Here is a 16,077-nt window from a genome sequence, read left to right as displayed (position 1 = left end):
GCGGCCATGCATTCCGACCCGCTGACCGGCTTTCCCCTGCGCCCTGCCCGCATGCACGAGGCCTGCGGCCCCGCCGCCCCGGCCTTTGCCGCCATCTACGCCGCGCAGGCCGGGGGCGATCTGTTGTGGGTGCATGACACAAGGCGGCCCGGCGGGCTGAACCCGCTGGGGCTGGGCGCGTTTTTCGACCCCTCGCGCCTCCTGGTCGCGCAGGTGGACGACCAGACCGAGGCCCTGGCCGTGGCCGAGGAAGCCCTGCGCGACGGATCGCTGCCGCTGGTCGTGGTCGAGCTGGGCCAGCCGCTTGGCCTGACGCCGGGACGGCGGCTGCAGCTGGCCGCCAAGGCCGGGCAGGCCACCGGCATCTGCCTGATCGCCGCGGAACGGATGGGCAGCAATGCCGCCGAGACCCGCTGGCGCTGCGACCCGGTCTTCGACCCCGGCTTCGATCCGGGCGCGGCGGCGGGCGACTCGACTTTGCAGCGATGGGAGCTTATCAAGAACAAATCAGGAACATTGGGTGCCTGGCATGTTCGATGGGATGGAACGGCGCATCGTCTCTCTGTGGTTTCCCCGGCTGGCAAGCGACCGGGCCCTGCGGGCGCGCCCGGCTGACGGGCCCTTCGCGCTGACGCTTGCCCAGGACAATGCCGACCGCCTGCATTGCCTGAACCCGCAGGCCGAGGCGGCGGGGCTTTACCGCGGCATGACCCTTGCCGATGCCCGCGCCTTCTGTCCCGGCCTGCAAAGCCGCCCGGCCGATCCGGTGGGCGACCGGCGCTTCCTGCAGATGCTGCGCCGTTGGGCCACGCGCTATTGCCCCTGGGTCGGGCTGGAGGGCGAGGACGGGCTGGTCCTGGACATCACCGGCGCGGCGCATCTGTTCGGCGGCGAGGCGATGATGCTGGCCGACATGCGCCACAGGCTGGGCCGGGCGGGCATCGCGCTGCGGATCGGGCTGGCCGATACGCGCGGGGCGGCCTGGGCGCTGGCCCATTACCATGAGGGCCAGGCGGCGCCGGGACAGACGCTGGCGGCGCTGGCCAGGCTGCCCGTCGCCGCGCTGCGGCTGGAGGAGCGGACCGTCATCCCCCTGCAGCGGCTGGGGCTGCGCACGGTGGGCGATCTGGCCGGGGCTGCCCGCGCGCCGCTGGCCCGCCGCTTCGGGCCGGGGCTGCTGCTGCGGCTGGATCAGGCGCTTGGCCGCCAGCCGGAAGAGGTCTCGCCGCTGGCCGATCCGCCCCATTACGGCGTGCGGCTGACCCTGCCCGAGCCGGTCGGGCTGACGGCGGATGTGATGGCCGGCACGGCGCGGCTGCTGGACCGGCTCTGCGCGACGCTGGCCGCGCAGCAGGCGGGGGCGCGGGTGCTGCAGCTGACGCTGCGCCGGGTCGACCGCGACAGCCGCCAGGTCGAGCTGCGCCTGGCCCGCCCCCTGCGCGATCCCGCCCGCATCCTGCCGCTGTTCCAGCGCGCCGTCGCCGAGGTGGATGCCGGCTTCGGCATCGACCAGATGCGGCTGGCGGCCATGGTGGTCGAATCGCTGCCGGCGCGGCAGCTCAGCCATGTCGGCTCGAGGCGCGGCGACCGGCTGGCGGACCTGATCACCCGGATCGGCACGCGGATCGGGCTTGAGAACATCCGCCGCTTCCTGCCCGCCGACAGCCACATCCCCGAACGCGCCTTCCTGGTCGCGCCGGCGGCCTTTTCCGAACCCGGCACCGGCTGGGCCAGCCCGCGCCCGCGGCCCCTGCTGCTGTTTCCGCCCGAGCCCGTCACCGGCCGCGAAAGCCGCCCGCCCCGGCAGTTCCGCTGGCGCGGCGAAACCCTGGCCACCGCCCGCGCCACCGGCCCCGAACGCATCGCCCCGGAATGGTGGCTGGAGGACGAGGGCTGGCGTTCGGGCCTGCGCGACTACTGGCTGGTGGAGACCCGGCAGGGGCGCAGGCTGTGGCTGTTCTTTACGCCGCAACGGCCCGGCTGGTTCGTGCAGGGGGAATTCGCATGACCGCCCCGACAGATCCGCTGCCCGATCCGCAGCCCGATCCGCAGCCTTGCCCCCTGCCCGGCTATGCCGAGCTTTGCGTGACCAGCAATTTCACCTTCCTGACCGGCGCCTCGCATCCCCACGAACTGGTCCAGCGCGCCACCGAGCTGGGGCTGGAGGCCATCGCCATCACCGACCGCAACTCGGTGGCGGGCGTGGTCCGCGCCTGGCGGGCGCTGAAGGAGCTGGGGCGGGCGGCCAAGGAAGCCCGGCCGGTCGAGACAATCCCGCGCCTCGATCCCTCCAGCCGCCAGCCGGTGGAGCCTGCCCGGAAGGTCGCCGCCCCGCCCGGCCGCCTGCCCCGGCTGATCCCCGGCAGCCGCCTGGTGCTGCGCGACTGCCCGGTGGAATGGCTGGCCCTGCCGACCGACCGCGCCGCCTGGCACCGCCTGTCGCGGCTGCTGACGCGGGGCAAGCGGCGCGCGGGCAAGGGCGAATGCCATCTGCGCCTGGACGATCTGCAAAGGGGATGCGCGGGGATGATCCTGATCGCCCTGCCCCCCGCCGACGCCCCCCACCGGGCCGAGGACCCGGTCGCGACGCTGAGCGCGCGCTATCCGGGCCAGGTCTTCCTGGGCGCCGCGCCGCGCTATGACGGCAGCGACCAGGCGTGGTTCGATCTCTGCGCGGGGCTGGCGCGGCGGGCGGGGGCGCCGATGGTGGCGGTGGGCGACGTGCTGATGCACCGCGCCCATCGCCGCCCGCTGGCCGATGTGCTGACCTGCCTGCGCGAGGGCTGCACCATCGACCGGATCGGCACCCGCGCCCTGCCGAATGCCGAGCGCCGCCTGAAATCCCCGGCCGAGATGGCGCGGCTGTTTCATGCCCATCCCGCCGCCCTCTGCCGCACGATCCAGATCGCCGCCCGCTGCGATTTCTGCCTGTCGCAGCTGGCGCATGACTATCCCGAGGAAATCGCCGCGGGCGAGGCCCCGCAGGCGCGGCTTGAGCGGCTGGTACACAAGGGGCTGGCGCGGCGCTGCTCTCCCGAGAGCGTTCCCGAGCGCCATCGCCAGCTGGCCGAGAAGGAGCTGGCCCTGGTGGCCGAGATGGATTTTCCCGCCTATTTCCTGACCGTCCACGACATCGTGCACTATGCCCGCAGCATCGGCATCCTGTGCCAGGGGCGCGGCTCGGCGGCCAATTCGATCATCTGCTGGGCGCTTGGCATCACCGATGTCTCGCCCGACCAGATCAGCATGGTGTTCGAGCGTTTCGTGTCCCGCCACCGGGGCGAGCCGCCCGATATCGACGTCGATTTCGAACATGAACGACGCGAGGAGGTGATCCAGTGGATCTACAGGAAATACGGCCGCCACCGCGCCGGGCTTTGCGCCACGGTGATCCATTTCCGGTCCCGTGCCGCGATCCGCGAGGTGGGCAAGGTCATGGGCCTGTCGCAGGACGTGACGGCCAGCCTGTCGGGCCAGATCTGGGGCCTGTCGAATGGCGGCGCCGATCCCGGCCATATCCGCGAGCTGGGGCTGGACCCCTCGGACCGCCGCCTTGCCCGGACCATCGAGCTGATCCGCGAGATCATCGGCTTTCCCCGCCACCTGTCCCAGCATGTCGGCGGGCTGGTCATCACCCGCGGCCGGCTGGACCAGCTGTGCCCCATCGAGAATGCCGCGATGGAGGATCGCACCGTCATCGAATGGGACAAGGACGACATCGACGAGCTGAGGATCCTCAAGGTCGACGTGCTGGGGCTGGGAATGCTGTCCTGCCTGCGCCGGGCCTTCGATTTGATGCGCGAACATGAAGGGCAGGACCTGACCCTGAAGAATATCAAATGCGACGACAAGGCGACCTATGACATGCTGTGCCGCGCCGATGCGGTCGGGGTGTTCCAGGTCGAGAGCCGGGCGCAGATGAATTTCCTGCCCCGGATGCAGCCCAGGAAATTCTACGACCTGGTGATCGAGGTCGCCATCGTCCGCCCCGGCCCGATCCAGGGCGGCATGGTCCAGCCCTATCTGCGCCGCCGCCAGGGGCTGGAAGACGTCGTTTATCCCTCGGACGCGCTGGAAGGGGTGCTGTCCAAGACCCTGGGCGTGCCGCTGTTCCAGGAACAGGCGATGCGCATCGCCGTGGTGGCGGCGGGCTTCTCCGACGAAGAGGCCGACAAGCTGCGCCGCAGCCTCGCCTCGTTCCGCAACATGGGCACGGTGGACCATTTCGAGCAGAAATTCGTCGATGGCATGATCGCCAACGGCTATGAACGCGACTTCGCCGAGCGTTGCTTCGCGCAGATCAGGGGCTTTTCCGATTACGGCTTTCCCGAAAGCCATGCGGCGGCCTTCGCGCTGCTGACCTATGTGTCCTCGTGGCTGAAATGCCATCACCCGGCGGTCTTTGCCTGCGCATTGCTGAATTCGCAGCCGATGGGCTTCTACGCCCCCGCCCAGATCGTCCGCGACGCCCGCGACCACGGGGTCGAGGTCCGGCCGATCTGCGTGAATGCCAGCGGTTGGGACAACCTGCTGGAGCGGCGCGGCGACGGGCAGCTGGCCCTGCGGCTGGGCTTCCGGCAGATCAGGGGCTTCCGGCAGCAGGATGCCGAACGGATCACCGAGGCGCGCGGCAACGGCTATCCCGACCCGCAGGCGCTGTGGCTGCGCGCCAGCGCCGCCCCCGAGGTGCTGGAGCGGCTGGCCGAGGCGGATGCCTTCGCCGGGCTGGGCCTGTCGCGGCGGCAGGCGCTGTGGCAGGTCCGGGCGATCCGCGGCCAGATGCCGCTGCCGCTGTTCGGCGACCCGATCGACGGCGAAAGCATCGCCGAGCCGCAGGTCCGGCTGCCCGCCATGCAGCCGGGCGAGGAGGTGGTCGAGGATTACGTCGCCACCCGCCTGACGCTGCGCGCCCATCCGATGGAACTGCTGCGCCCCTCGATCCCCGGCCTGATGCCGCATGACCGCCTGGCCGAGGCGCCCGTCGGAGAGGTCAGCGTCTGCGGCCTGGTCATCACCCGCCAGCGCCCCGGCACCGCCTCGGGCGTGATCTTCCTGACGCTGGAGGATGAGACCGGCACCTCGAACATCGTCGTCTGGCGCGGCGTCTATCGGCGCTTTCGCCGCATGGTCATGGGCGGGCGGCTGCTGCGGGTCACCGGCCATCTGCAGCGCGAGGGGATCGTCGTGCATCTGATCGCGCGGCGGATCGAGGACCTGTCCCACCGCCTGACCGAGCTGGGCCACCCGCTGGATCAGGCCGTCTGCCTCCCCCATCCGCAGGCCGACAACGCCCCCCGCCGGCCCGCGCGCGCCCGCCATCCGCGGGAACAGGCCAAGCACCTCTTCCCCAGCCGGGATTTCCATTAGGCGAAATTATCCGGGTGGCCTGATGGCGGCCGTTCAGTCCGGTTTCGGCCGGTCGTCCCAGGCATCGCTGAGGATGCGTTCGGCATCGCCCTTGGGATCCTCGAACTGGCGGGCGCGCAGGGCCCAGACGAAGGCCACCAGCCCCGCCGCGCCGAGGCCGAGGGAGACCGGGATCAGGATCGCCAGGATTTCCATGTCGCGTCCTTACTTGCGCAGCCGCAGGGCGTTCAGCGTCACCGTGATCGAGCTGACCGACATGGCCAGCGCCGCCAGAAGCGGGGTCGCGAATCCGGCGATCGCCACGGGCACGGCGATGATATTATAGGCGATCGAGATCGCAAAGTTTTCCCGGATGCGGCGCGTCGCCGCGCGGGCGGTCAGCAGGGCATCGGCCACCGGGGCCAGGTCCTTGCCGGTCAGCACCATGTCGCTGGCCACCCGCGCCGCGTCCAGCGCCGAGGCGGGCGAGATCGAGGCATGGGCCGAGGCCAGCGCCGCGGTGTCGTTCAGCCCGTCGCCGACCATCAGCACATGCGTGCCCTGCCCGCCCAGCTCCGCCACCATCGCGGCCTTTTCCTGCGGCGCGACGCCCGCATGCCATTCGCCGATCCCCAGCCGGGCGGCGATATCGGCCACCGCCGCCGGGCGGTCGCCCGACAGCAGGATGACCCGCGCGCCGTCTTCGCGCAGCCGCGCCACGCATTCGGCGGCGCCGGGACGCAGGCTGTCGGTGAAATCCAGCCGGATCGGCGCCTGGTCGCCGATGCCCAGCCAGGTGGCGCTGGCCGCGCTGTCGCTGCTGTCCGAGGCCCCCAGCCAGTCAGCGCGTCCCAGCCGCACCGGCCGGCCCTGCCAGCGCGCCGCGACGCCGAAGCCCGGCTGTTCGCGCAGGTCGTCAAGCGCGGCGGGCGCGGTTCCGGCCAGGGCCTCGGCCAGGGCCTGCGACAGCGGATGGGCCGAGGCCAGCGCCAGGGCCAGCGCCACCGGGCGCAGGTCATGCGGCAGGACATCGCAGGACAGCAGCTTCGGCTGGCCCAGGGTCAGCGTGCCGGTCTTGTCGAAGACCACGGTATCGACATCGGCCAGCCGTTCCAGCGCCGTGCCGTCCTTGATCAGCAGCCCGCGCCGGAACAGCCGCCCCGAGGCAGTGGTGACGACCGCGGGAACGGCAAGCCCCAGCGCGCAGGGACAGGTGATGATCAGCACCGCGGCCGCGATATTGACCGCCAGCCGCAGATCGCCCGTGGCCCAGAACCAGCCCGCGAAACTGGCCGCGGCCAAGAGATGCACGGCCGGCGAATAGCCGCGCGAGGCGCGCTCGGCCAGCGAGGTATAGCGGCCGCGCGCGGATTCGGCGGCCTCGACCAGCGCGGTCAGCCGCGAAAGCGAGCTGTCGCGCCCCGCCGCCGTCACCCGCATCACCAGCGGGCCGGTCAGGTTCACCTCTCCGGCCGAGAGGGCGAGGCCCGGCGCGGCGGGAACCGGCAGCGTCTCGCCGGTCAGCAGCGCGCGGTCGATCTCGGAATGGCCCTCGATGATCTCGCCATCGGCGGGGATGCGCCCGCCGGGGCGGATGCGGATCAGGTCGCCCGGACGCAGGGTCGCGACGGGCACGATCTCCTCGGCCATGTCATGGGTGGCGAGGCCGGGGGACCTTGCGTCCCCCGGACCCCCTGCAAGGTATTTGGAAGGAGTGCGAAGCAGGGTGGCGCGCGGGACTTCCAGAGCCGACAGCTCGGCCGCGGCGGAACGGGCGATGGCGCGGGTGCGATGGTCCAGGTAGCGGCCGATCAGCAGGAAGAAGCACAGCATCACCGCCGCGTCGAAATAGGCGTGGTGGCCGGAATGGAGGGTCTCGAAGAACGAGATCGCGGTGGCCAGGATCAGTGCCAGCGAGATCGGCACGTCCATGCCCAGCCGCCGCGCCTTCAGCGCGCGCCAGGCGCTGGCGAAGAAGGGCTGGCCCGCGAAGACCACCGTCGGCAGCGCGATCGCGCCCGAGATCCAGTGGAACAGGTCGCGGGTGGCGGCCTCGGCCCCCGACCAGACCGCGACCGAGAGGATCATGATGTTCATCATCGCGAAGCCCGACACGCCGATGCGCATCAGGAGGTCGCGGCCCTGGCGGTCGGCGGCGGTGGCCGAGAGCGCGTCGGGGTCGAGCTCATGCGCCTCGTAGCCGATGGCCGCCAGGACCGCGATTAGGTCCTCGGCGGTCAGGCCCGGCGCGTCGACGGTGACGCGGCGCAGGGTCAGGTTGACGCGGGCGGCGCGCACGCCGGGCCGGGCCAGCAGCGCCCGTTCGACATCGGTGATGCAGGTGGCGCAATGCGCGGTCGGCAGCGACAGGATCAGCGTGCCGTCCGCCTGCGCCTGGCGGGTCTCGGCCAGCCTTTCGGCCAGGGGGGCGGCGTCGCAGGCCGGGCAGGCGCTGATCCGGGCGGCGGAAAGCTCGGCCATGGCGCTACCTCGCGCCGCGGACGAAATGGTCCAGCCGCTGGCGGAATTCGGTCCCGTCGGCGGCCGTCGCATTCAGGTGGATGATCCAGGCGCCGGGCTGCAGCTGCAAGGGCGTGCGGAAGGCGCCGCCCTCATGGGTCAGCGCCAGTTCCCGGTCGTCGCGCACATGGGTGGGCCGGCCGATGCTGGCCGAGAGGCTGCGGATCATCGGATGCAGGCCCTGGGCGTCGGTGATCTCCAGCGACAGGACCTGGCCGTCATGGCTTGCCCTGGCAGTCCAGCCGAGCGCCTGCTGCGCGGCGCGTTCGCGGTCGAATTTCTGCGAGGCGACATAGGAATTGGCGACCTCCAGCCCCGGAAAGGTGCCGACGGCCTTGAAGGCCATGAACAGGTTCACCGCGATGATGATTCCGAAGGCGGTCAGCGTGATCGCAAGGACATGGCGGCCGGTCAGTTCGCGTTTCATGCATCTCACTCCTTGCCGTGGAAGACCGTGGCGACCGAGGCGCGGGCCGGCTGGTCCAGGTTCTCGACGATCAGTTCGATGGGTTGGGTGGCCCTGCCCGCCAGCGCCGCGCCTGCCGGGGCGGTCAGGTAGAGCCGCCGTTCCAGCGTCTGGTCGGCGGGCACCTCGACCCGGTCGCCCTGCGCGCCCTCGATCGCCAGCAGCAGCGGTTCGGTATCCGCGCCCCTCACCGAGATCCGGTAGACGGTCGCCTCGTGTTCCTTGTTGCGCAGCCGGACCTCGTAGGTATTGCGGATCGAGCCGTCCGACAGCGTGACGAAAAGCGGGTTGCGCACCGGCGTCACGTTCAGGTCCACCGCCGAGCGCAGGAACAGCGCCACCACCAACGCCGCGCCGATCCCGGACCAGAGCGTGAAATAGAGCAGCGTGCGCGGCCGCAGCACATGTTTCAGCACCGGGCGCGGATGGGCGCCCGCCCGTTCCGCGGTCTCGTCGCTCAGCGCCAGATAGCCGACCAGGCCGCGCGGCTTGCCGATCCGGTCCATGATCTCGTCGCAGGCATCGATGCACAGCGCGCAGGTGATGCATTCCATCTGCTGGCCGTCGCGGATGTCGATGCCCATCGGGCAGACATTCACGCAGGCCATGCAGTCGATGCAGTCGCCGCGCGGATCGGGCGCGGCGCTGGCGCGGGCCGCCTTGCCGCGCGGCTCTCCGCGCCAGTCGCGATAGCCGACGGTCAGCGTGTCCTCGTCCATCATCGCGGCCTGGATGCGCGGCCAGGGGCAGGCATAGATGCAGATCTGTTCGCGCGCGAAGCCGCCGAACAGGAAGGTCGTGCCGGTCAGGATGGCGATGGTGATATAGGCGACGGGATGGGCCTGTCCCGCCAGCAGGTTGTGCAGCAGCGTCGGCGCATCGGTGAAATAGAACACCCACGCCCCGCCGGTCAGCAGCGCGATCAGCAGCCAGGCGGTCCATTTCACCGCAGTCAGGCGGATCTTCTGGGCGTTCCATCGCTGCCGGTGCAGGCGGATGCGGTTGTTGCGGTCGCCCTCGATCCAGCGTTCGACCAGGATGAACAGGTCGGTCCAGACGGTCTGCGGGCAGGCATAGCCGCACCAGACCCGCCCCAGCGCCGAGGTGAACAGGAACAGCCCCAGCCCGGCCATGACCAGCAGGCCCGCGACGAAATAGAATTCATGCGGCCAGATCTCGATCCAGAAGAAGAAGAAGCGCCGGTTGGCCAGGTCGACCAGCACCGCCTGGTCGGGCATGTTCGGCCCCCGGTCCCAGCGCAGCCAGGGCGTGACGTAATAGATCGCCAGCGTGACCGCCATGACGACCCATTTCAGCCGGCGGAACCTGCCCTGCACCCGCTTGGGAAAGATCGGCTCGCGCTTGGCATATAGGCTGGGCGGGTCCAGTTCGGGGACGGACATCGGGGAATCGCTCCTGTTTCGCGCCCCCGTTCTAGGCGCGGCCGGATCCGCCCGCCTTGACATGTGTCAAACCGGCGCCAGCGGCGATGGCGGGCGGGTCAGGCCCCGGCCGGGGCCTCCTGCCGCGGCGTCTTGCGGCTGTCGGGATGCTGGGCCGCGCCCAGGATATGGGCCGCGCCGTGGACGACATGGCTGGCCTGGCCGACGATCAGCGGATCGGGCGGCGTGACCAGCTCGGGGTCCTTGTCGGGATAGTCCAGCGTCGACAGGAAATGCCGCATGCAGTTCAGCCGGGCGCGCTTCTTGTCGTTCGACTTGACGATCACCCAGGGCGCGTCGGCGGTGTCGGTATAGAAGAACATCGCCTCCTTCGCCTCGGTATAGTCCTCCCACTTGTCGAGGCTGGCCTTGTCGATGGGCGACAGCTTCCAGCGCTTCAGCGGATCGGTCTCGCGCGACAGGAAGCGGCGGCGCTGCTCGGCCTGGGTGACGGAAAACCAGTATTTGTAGAGCCGGATGCCCGACCGGACCAGCATCCGCTCGAATTCCGGGGCCTGGCGCATGAATTCCAGGTAGTCGTTGGGCGAACAGAAGCCCATCACCCGCTCGACCCCGGCGCGGTTGTACCAGCTGCGGTCGTAGAAGACCATTTCACCGGCGGTGGGCAGATGCTGGACATAGCGCTGGAAATACCACTGGCCGCGCTCTTCCTCGGTGGGCTTGTTCAGCGCCACGACGCGGGCGAAGCGCGGGTTCAGATGTTCGTTGAAGCGCTTGATCGTGCCGCCCTTGCCGGCGGCGTCGCGCCCCTCGAACAGGATCACGAATTTCTGCCCGGTCTCCTGCGACCAGATCTGCACCTTCAGCAGTTCCGCCTGCAGGCGCGCCTTCTCGGCCTCGTAGGCGCGCCGGCCCATGCGGTTGGCATAGGGATAGCGGCCGGATTCGAAGGCCAGGCGGACGGAATCGGGCGAGGCGGTCGGGAAGGCGGCCGGTTTGCGGGCGGCGCGGGACGGGGCCGGAGCGGGATCCGCGACCGGCTGGGCCACGGGTTCGGCCACGGGTTCAGCCATGGTGGGCAGGTCCTGCAGGGCGGGGGCTTGCGTTTCGGTCATCTTCCCTCCTTAACCAATCACTCGTTCAATCCTGCCGATTCTAGCCGCGCTTTCGCCGCATGGCCTTGAGCAGGATCAAATGATGCGGCTTTTCGTCGCCTTGCGTGGCATCTAACCTGCCGCTGACAGAAGGAGACCGCCCATGCTGACCATCCACGGCGTCACCCGCTCGCGCGCCTCGCGCCTGATCTGGCTGTGCCACGAACTGGACCTGCCCTTCACCCAGAACCCGGTGATCCAGGCCTATCGCCTGCCCGATCCGCAGGCGCCGGATGCGCCCCCGAACACCCGCTCGGCCGATTTCCTGGCGCTGTCGCCGGCCGGCGCGATCCCGGTGATCGAGGATGACGGGCTGGTGCTGAGCGAATCGATGGCCTGCACGCTGTATCTGGCGCGCAGGCATGGCGCCCCGGTCGGGCCGCAGGACGCCGCCGAGGACGCGCTGATGATGCAATGGAGCTTCTACGCCACGGCCAGCATCGAGCCCGACGCGCTGACCATCCTGTTCCTGCACGCCCGCGGCGGCAGCGGCGACCCGCAGGAGGCCGCCGCCATCGACACCGCCGCCGAACGGCTGCGCCGCCCCTTCGCGGTCCTGGAGGATCACCTGGCCCGCCATGGCCACCTGGTCGGCAGCCGCTTCACCGTCGCCGACCTGAACATGGCCGAGGTGCTGCGCTATGCGCAGTCCTGGACCCCCCTGATGCAGGATTTCCCGGCGATCTGCCGCTGGCTGGAAGCCTGCCAGTCCCGCCCGGCCTTCCACAAGATGTGGCAGGCCCGCGCGGCGGAACCGGAATAGACGCCCGCGCCGGCGTCAATCTGCCGCCGAAATCCGCAAGGGGTTGCGGATCGGCCACAGCCGCGCCACAAGCCCTGCCCCACAAACCCTTGCCGCGCCCGCCCCGGACGTGAGATAGTCGCGCGCATCAGAACAAGAACGAGCAGACCCGAATGGCCGACGATCTTCTTTCCGCCGCCGACCCGAATGCCGACAGCTACTCGGCCGCCTCGATCGAGGTGCTGGAGGGGCTGGAGCCCGTCCGCAAGCGCCCCGGCATGTATATCGGCGGCACCGACGAGCGCGCGCTGCACCACCTGGTCGCGGAAATCCTCGACAACTCGATGGACGAGGCGGTGGCGGGCCATGCCAGCCGGATCGAGGTCGAGCTGCTGGCCGATTTCAGCGTGGTGATCCGCGACAACGGCCGCGGCATCCCCATCGACCCGCATCCCAAGTTCCCCGGCAAGTCGGCGCTGGAGGTGATCCTGTGCACGCTGCACGCGGGCGGCAAGTTCTCGGGCGATGCCTACCAGACCTCGGGCGGGCTGCACGGGGTCGGCGCCTCGGTCGTGAACGCGCTTTCCGACAGCATGGTCGTGCAGGTGGCCCGCAACAAGGAACTGTTCCAGCAGAGCTTTTCGCGCGGGATCCCGCTGGGGCCGGTGGAGCGCATCGGCGCCGCCCCCAACCGGCGCGGCACCACCGTCACCTTCCATGCCGACGAGGAGATCTTCGGCCATCACCGCTTCAAGCCGGCGCGGCTGTTGAAGATGGTGAAATCCAAGGCCTACCTGTTCTCGGGCGTGGAAATCCGCTGGAAATCCGAGATCGACGACGGCGAGACCCCGCGCGAGGCGACCTTCCACTTTCCCGGCGGGCTGGCCGACTATCTGGCCGAGACGCTGAGCGGCACCACCACCTATGCCGACCGGCCCTTCGCCGGCAGCGTCGATTTCCGCCGCTTCAACGCGCCGGGCAAGGTCGACTGGGCGATCAACTGGACGCCTTCGCGCGACGGCTTCATCCAGTCCTATTGCAACACCGTGCCGACGCCCGAGGGCGGCACCCACGAGGCCGGCTTCTGGTCCGCGATCCTCAAGGGCATCCGCGCCTATGGCGAGCGTGTCAGCAACAAGAAGGCCGCGCAGATCACCCGCGAGGACCTGCTGACCGGCGGCTGCGCGCTGGTCAGCTGCTTCATCCGCGAACCCGAATTCGTCGGCCAGACCAAGGACCGGCTGGCCACGACCGAGGCCGCGCGGCTGGTCGAGGGCGCGGTGCGCGACCATTTCGACAACTGGCTGGCCTCGGACACGAAATCGGCCGGTGCGATCCTGGATTTCCTGGTGCTGCGGGCCGAGGAACGGCTGCGCCGGCGGCAGGAAAAGGAAACCGCCCGCAAGACGGCCACCAAGAAGCTGCGCCTGCCGGGCAAGCTGGTCGATTGTAGCGCCACGAATCGCGACGGCACGGAACTGTTCATCGTCGAGGGCGACAGCGCGGGCGGCAGCGCCAAGATGGCGCGCGACCGCACCAACCAGGCGCTGCTGCCCCTGCGCGGCAAGATCCTGAACGTGCTGGGCGCGGCGTCCTCGAAGATGGGCGCCAACCAGGAGATCAACGATCTCTGCCAGGCGCTTGGCGTGGGCATGGGCTCTCGCTTCAATGTCGACGATCTGCGCTATGACAAGGTCATCATCATGACCGATGCCGATGTCGACGGCGCCCATATCGCCAGCCTGCTGATGACCTTCTTCTTCACCCAGATGCGGCCGCTGATCGACAAGGGGCACCTCTATCTGGCCTGCCCGCCGCTCTACCGGCTGACGCAGGGCGCGCATCGCATCTATGTCGCCGACGACGCGGAAAAGGAGCGGATGCTGGCCAAGGGTCTGGGCGGCAAGGGCAAGATCGACGTGCAGCGCTTCAAGGGCCTGGGCGAGATGGACGCCAAGGACCTGAAGGACACGACGATGAACCCCAAGACGCGCAAGCTGATCCGGGTCAGCATCGACGACGAGGATGGCGGCGAGACCGGCGACCTGGTCGAGCGCCTGATGGGCAAGAAGCCCGAGCTGCGCTTCGAATATATCCAGGAAAACGCCCGCTTCGTCGAGGAACTGGACGTCTGAACCCGCGCCTCCGCCACGGGCGGGCGGAGGCGGCTTCGCCACCGGATGATCCGCGCCGGGAACGCCTGGCGAAGGGATAGTCCGTGGCGGCAGGGCGAATCGGGAAATGCGCTGCCGGCAGCGCAAGGTCAGGCCGAACGCGAAGACGGATCGGGACATCCCGCCGCGCCGGGATAGCCCCGTCACGCGGTTGCCGCCAATCCATTGATCTTGCGGTGGTACCCGAGGCCGGACTCGAACCGGCATGCCTTGCGGCGGCGGATTTTGAATCCGCTGCGTCTACCATTCCGCCACTCGGGCCTGCCTTTCGCCTAAGGTGCGGCGAAGGGATTTGCAAGGGCCGTCATGCGCCCGAAAGCCGCGTCAGGCGCGGCCCAGCTTCTCCAGCCGGGCGGCGCGCAGCCGGGCGAAATCGTCGCCGGCGTGATAGGAGGACCGGGTCAGCGGCGTGGCCGAAACCATCAGGAAGCCCTTGCCGTAGGCCGCCTTCTCGTAGCTGGCGAATTCCTCGGGCGTGACGAAGCGGTCGACGCGGTGATGCTTGGGCGTCGGCTGCAGATACTGGCCGATGGTCATGAAGTCGATATCGGCGGCGCGCATGTCGTCCATGACCTGCAAGACGCCCTGGCGATCCTCGCCCAGCCCGACCATGATGCCGGACTTGGTGAACATGGCCGGATCCAGCTCCTTGACCTTCTGGAGCAGTCGCAGGCTGTGGAAATAGCGCGCGCCGGGCCGCACCGTCGGATAGAGGCCCGGCACGGTTTCCAGGTTGTGGTTGAAGACATCGGGCCGCGCCTCGACCACCGCCTCCAGCGAGCCGGGCTTCGACTTCAGGAAGTCGGGGGTCAGCACCTCGATGGTCGAGGCGGGCGAGCGGTGGCGGATCGCGCGGATCGTCTGGGCGAAATGTTCCGCGCCGCCGTCGTCCAGGTCGTCGCGGTCCACGCTGGTGATGACGACGTGGTTCAGGCCCAGCTTCTGGACCGCATGGGCGACGCGGCCGGGCTCGAACAGGTCCAGCGCATTGGGCTTGCCGGTGGCGACGTTGCAGAAGGTGCAGCCGCGGGTGCAGATCTCGCCCATGATCATCATGGTGGCGTGGCCCTGGCTCCAGCATTCGCCCACATTGGGGCAGCCGGCTTCCTCGCAGACGGTGGACAGGCGATGCTCGCGCAAGAGATCGCGGGTCTGCTTGTAACCTTCCGAGGTCGGCGCCTTGACGCGGATCCAGTCGGGTTTCTTTGGCTGGGCCTGATCGGGCCGGTGGGCCTTCTCGGGATGGCGCTGATCCGGAATCCTGAGGTCGCGCAAGGTCCTGTCCTTTCGGTCGCGGTTCCCTGACAGATAGACGCTTCGCGCGCTTTTGGCAACGCGGCCCGGCCATGCGGGACGCCGCATGACCGGACCCGTGGCGCGGATGCCCCCGGCCCTGGCGGAAGGCCCTAGCGGACGGCCTTGCCCGCCTTGCGCAGGCGGGCGTTGCGGGCCAGCATGTTCAGCATCTCGACCAGCGCCGAGAAGGCCATCGCCGCATAGACATAGCCCTTGGGCACATGCACGCCGAAGCCCTCGGCGATCAGCGTCGTGCCGATCAGCAGCAGGAAGGACAGCGCCAGCATGACGATGGTCGGGTTCTTCTCGATGAAATTCGCCAGCGGATCGGCGGCCAGCAGCATCACCGTCACCGCGACGACGACCGCCACCACCATGATCTCGATATGCGGGGTCATGCCGACGGCGGTGATGATGCTGTCGATGGAGAACACCAGGTCCAGGACCAGGATCTGCGCCACCACGCCGCCGAAGGTCGCGGCGACATGGCCGCCGATCGGGCTTTCCCCCTTGTCCGAGGGATCGACGTGATGGTGGATCTCCTTCGTCGCCTTCCAGACCAGGAACAGCCCGCCCGCGATCAGGATCATGTCCTTCCAGGACAGTTCGTTGCCCAGGATGGTGACCACCGGCGTGGTCAGCTGCACGATCCAGGCGACGGTCGCCAGCAGGCCCAGGCGCATGATCAGCGCCAGGCTGATGCCGATGCGGCGCGCGCGGTGACGCTGCGCGGGCGGCAGCTTGTTCGACAGAATCGAGATGAAGATCAGGTTGTCGATCCCCAGGACCACCTCCATCACCATCAGCGTGACCAGTGCGACCCAGGCGGCGGGGTCCTGAAGAAGGGCAAGGATATCCTGCATATGTCTTTCCTGTTAATGGCATTCGCGGCAGCCGGACGGCCCCGCGATCATCAGAAAGGCGCGACGCCGCCATTCGGTTCCCCCGCGCGGCGGAAGGAGCGCCGCAAGACGGC

The 16,077-nt window shown here is 69.4% G+C and carries 12 protein-coding genes and 1 tRNA gene; 5 read left to right on the top strand and 8 right to left on the bottom strand.

What is annotated here, in order from left to right:
• Window positions 1-6: 6 nt before the first annotated feature.
• From C9E82_RS09270 to C9E82_RS09260, 3 genes are read left to right on the top strand one after another with little or no spacing between them, the layout of a single operon-like run.
• Complete coding sequence (locus C9E82_RS09270) at window positions 7-615, top strand: ImuA family protein (protein ID WP_119898647.1); 609 nt, start codon at window positions 7-9, stop codon at window positions 613-615.
• Entirely contained in the window at window positions 530-2,008 is a 1,479-nt protein-coding gene (locus C9E82_RS09265; RefSeq protein ID WP_119898648.1) for a Y-family DNA polymerase, read from the top strand. Before C9E82_RS09270 ends, C9E82_RS09265 begins: the two co-directional genes overlap by 86 nt.
• Window positions 2,005-5,367, top strand: coding sequence for an error-prone DNA polymerase (locus C9E82_RS09260; protein ID WP_119898649.1), 3,363 nt, complete (start codon window positions 2,005-2,007; stop codon window positions 5,365-5,367). The genes C9E82_RS09265 and C9E82_RS09260 overlap by 4 nt, the downstream gene beginning before the upstream one ends.
• Before the next feature lie 33 nt (window positions 5,368-5,400).
• Here C9E82_RS09260 and ccoS read toward each other — a convergent pair whose 3' ends face one another.
• From ccoS to ppk2, 5 genes are all read right to left on the bottom strand, one after another.
• Window positions 5,401-5,562: a cbb3-type cytochrome oxidase assembly protein CcoS gene (gene ccoS, locus C9E82_RS09255; RefSeq protein WP_119898650.1), complete on the bottom strand. Its 162-nt coding sequence runs from the start codon at window positions 5,560-5,562 to the stop codon at window positions 5,401-5,403.
• A 9-nt stretch (window positions 5,563-5,571) separates the two neighbouring features.
• Complete coding sequence (locus C9E82_RS09250) at window positions 5,572-7,827, bottom strand: heavy metal translocating P-type ATPase (protein WP_119898651.1); 2,256 nt, start codon at window positions 7,825-7,827, stop codon at window positions 5,572-5,574.
• A gap of 4 nt (window positions 7,828-7,831) precedes the next feature.
• Entirely contained in the window at window positions 7,832-8,293 is a 462-nt protein-coding gene (locus tag C9E82_RS09245) for a FixH family protein (RefSeq protein ID WP_119898652.1), read from the bottom strand.
• A gap of 5 nt (window positions 8,294-8,298) precedes the next feature.
• The gene (ccoG, locus tag C9E82_RS09240) at window positions 8,299-9,735 is read right to left on the bottom strand and encodes a cytochrome c oxidase accessory protein CcoG (RefSeq protein WP_119898653.1); all 1,437 of its coding nucleotides are present in this window, start codon (window positions 9,733-9,735) and stop codon (window positions 8,299-8,301) included.
• Between the two features lie 98 nt (window positions 9,736-9,833).
• Window positions 9,834-10,850: a polyphosphate kinase 2 gene (gene ppk2, locus C9E82_RS09235; RefSeq protein ID WP_119898654.1), complete on the bottom strand. Its 1,017-nt coding sequence runs from the start codon at window positions 10,848-10,850 to the stop codon at window positions 9,834-9,836.
• Window positions 10,851-10,992: 142 nt separating this feature from the next.
• Here ppk2 and C9E82_RS09230 point away from each other — a divergent pair, with 142 nt between their 5' ends.
• On the top strand, window positions 10,993-11,652 hold the full coding sequence (locus C9E82_RS09230) for a glutathione S-transferase family protein (RefSeq protein ID WP_119898655.1): 660 nt from the start codon (window positions 10,993-10,995) through the stop codon (window positions 11,650-11,652).
• A gap of 152 nt (window positions 11,653-11,804) precedes the next feature.
• On the top strand, window positions 11,805-13,766 hold the full coding sequence (gene parE / locus C9E82_RS09225; protein ID WP_119898656.1) for a DNA topoisomerase IV subunit B: 1,962 nt from the start codon (window positions 11,805-11,807) through the stop codon (window positions 13,764-13,766).
• A gap of 216 nt (window positions 13,767-13,982) precedes the next feature.
• Here parE and C9E82_RS09220 read toward each other — a convergent pair.
• From C9E82_RS09220 to C9E82_RS09210, 3 genes are all read right to left on the bottom strand, one after another.
• Window positions 13,983-14,066 (bottom strand) — tRNA-Leu (locus tag C9E82_RS09220).
• Between the two features lie 63 nt (window positions 14,067-14,129).
• The gene (gene lipA, locus C9E82_RS09215; protein ID WP_420849835.1) at window positions 14,130-15,113 is read right to left on the bottom strand and encodes a lipoyl synthase; all 984 of its coding nucleotides are present in this window, start codon (window positions 15,111-15,113) and stop codon (window positions 14,130-14,132) included.
• 98 nt (window positions 15,114-15,211) lie between these two features.
• A complete protein-coding gene (locus tag C9E82_RS09210) occupies window positions 15,212-15,964 on the bottom strand; it encodes a TerC family protein (protein ID WP_119898658.1) in 753 nt (250 codons plus the stop codon).
• Window positions 15,965-16,077: the final 113 nt, after the last annotated feature.

It is taken from the genome of Paracoccus sigandri, assembly GCF_003709565.1.
GTDB classification, from domain to species: domain Bacteria; phylum Pseudomonadota; class Alphaproteobacteria; order Rhodobacterales; family Rhodobacteraceae; genus Paracoccus; species Paracoccus siganidrum.
This window is presented reverse-complemented; position numbering and strand designations above follow the sequence as displayed.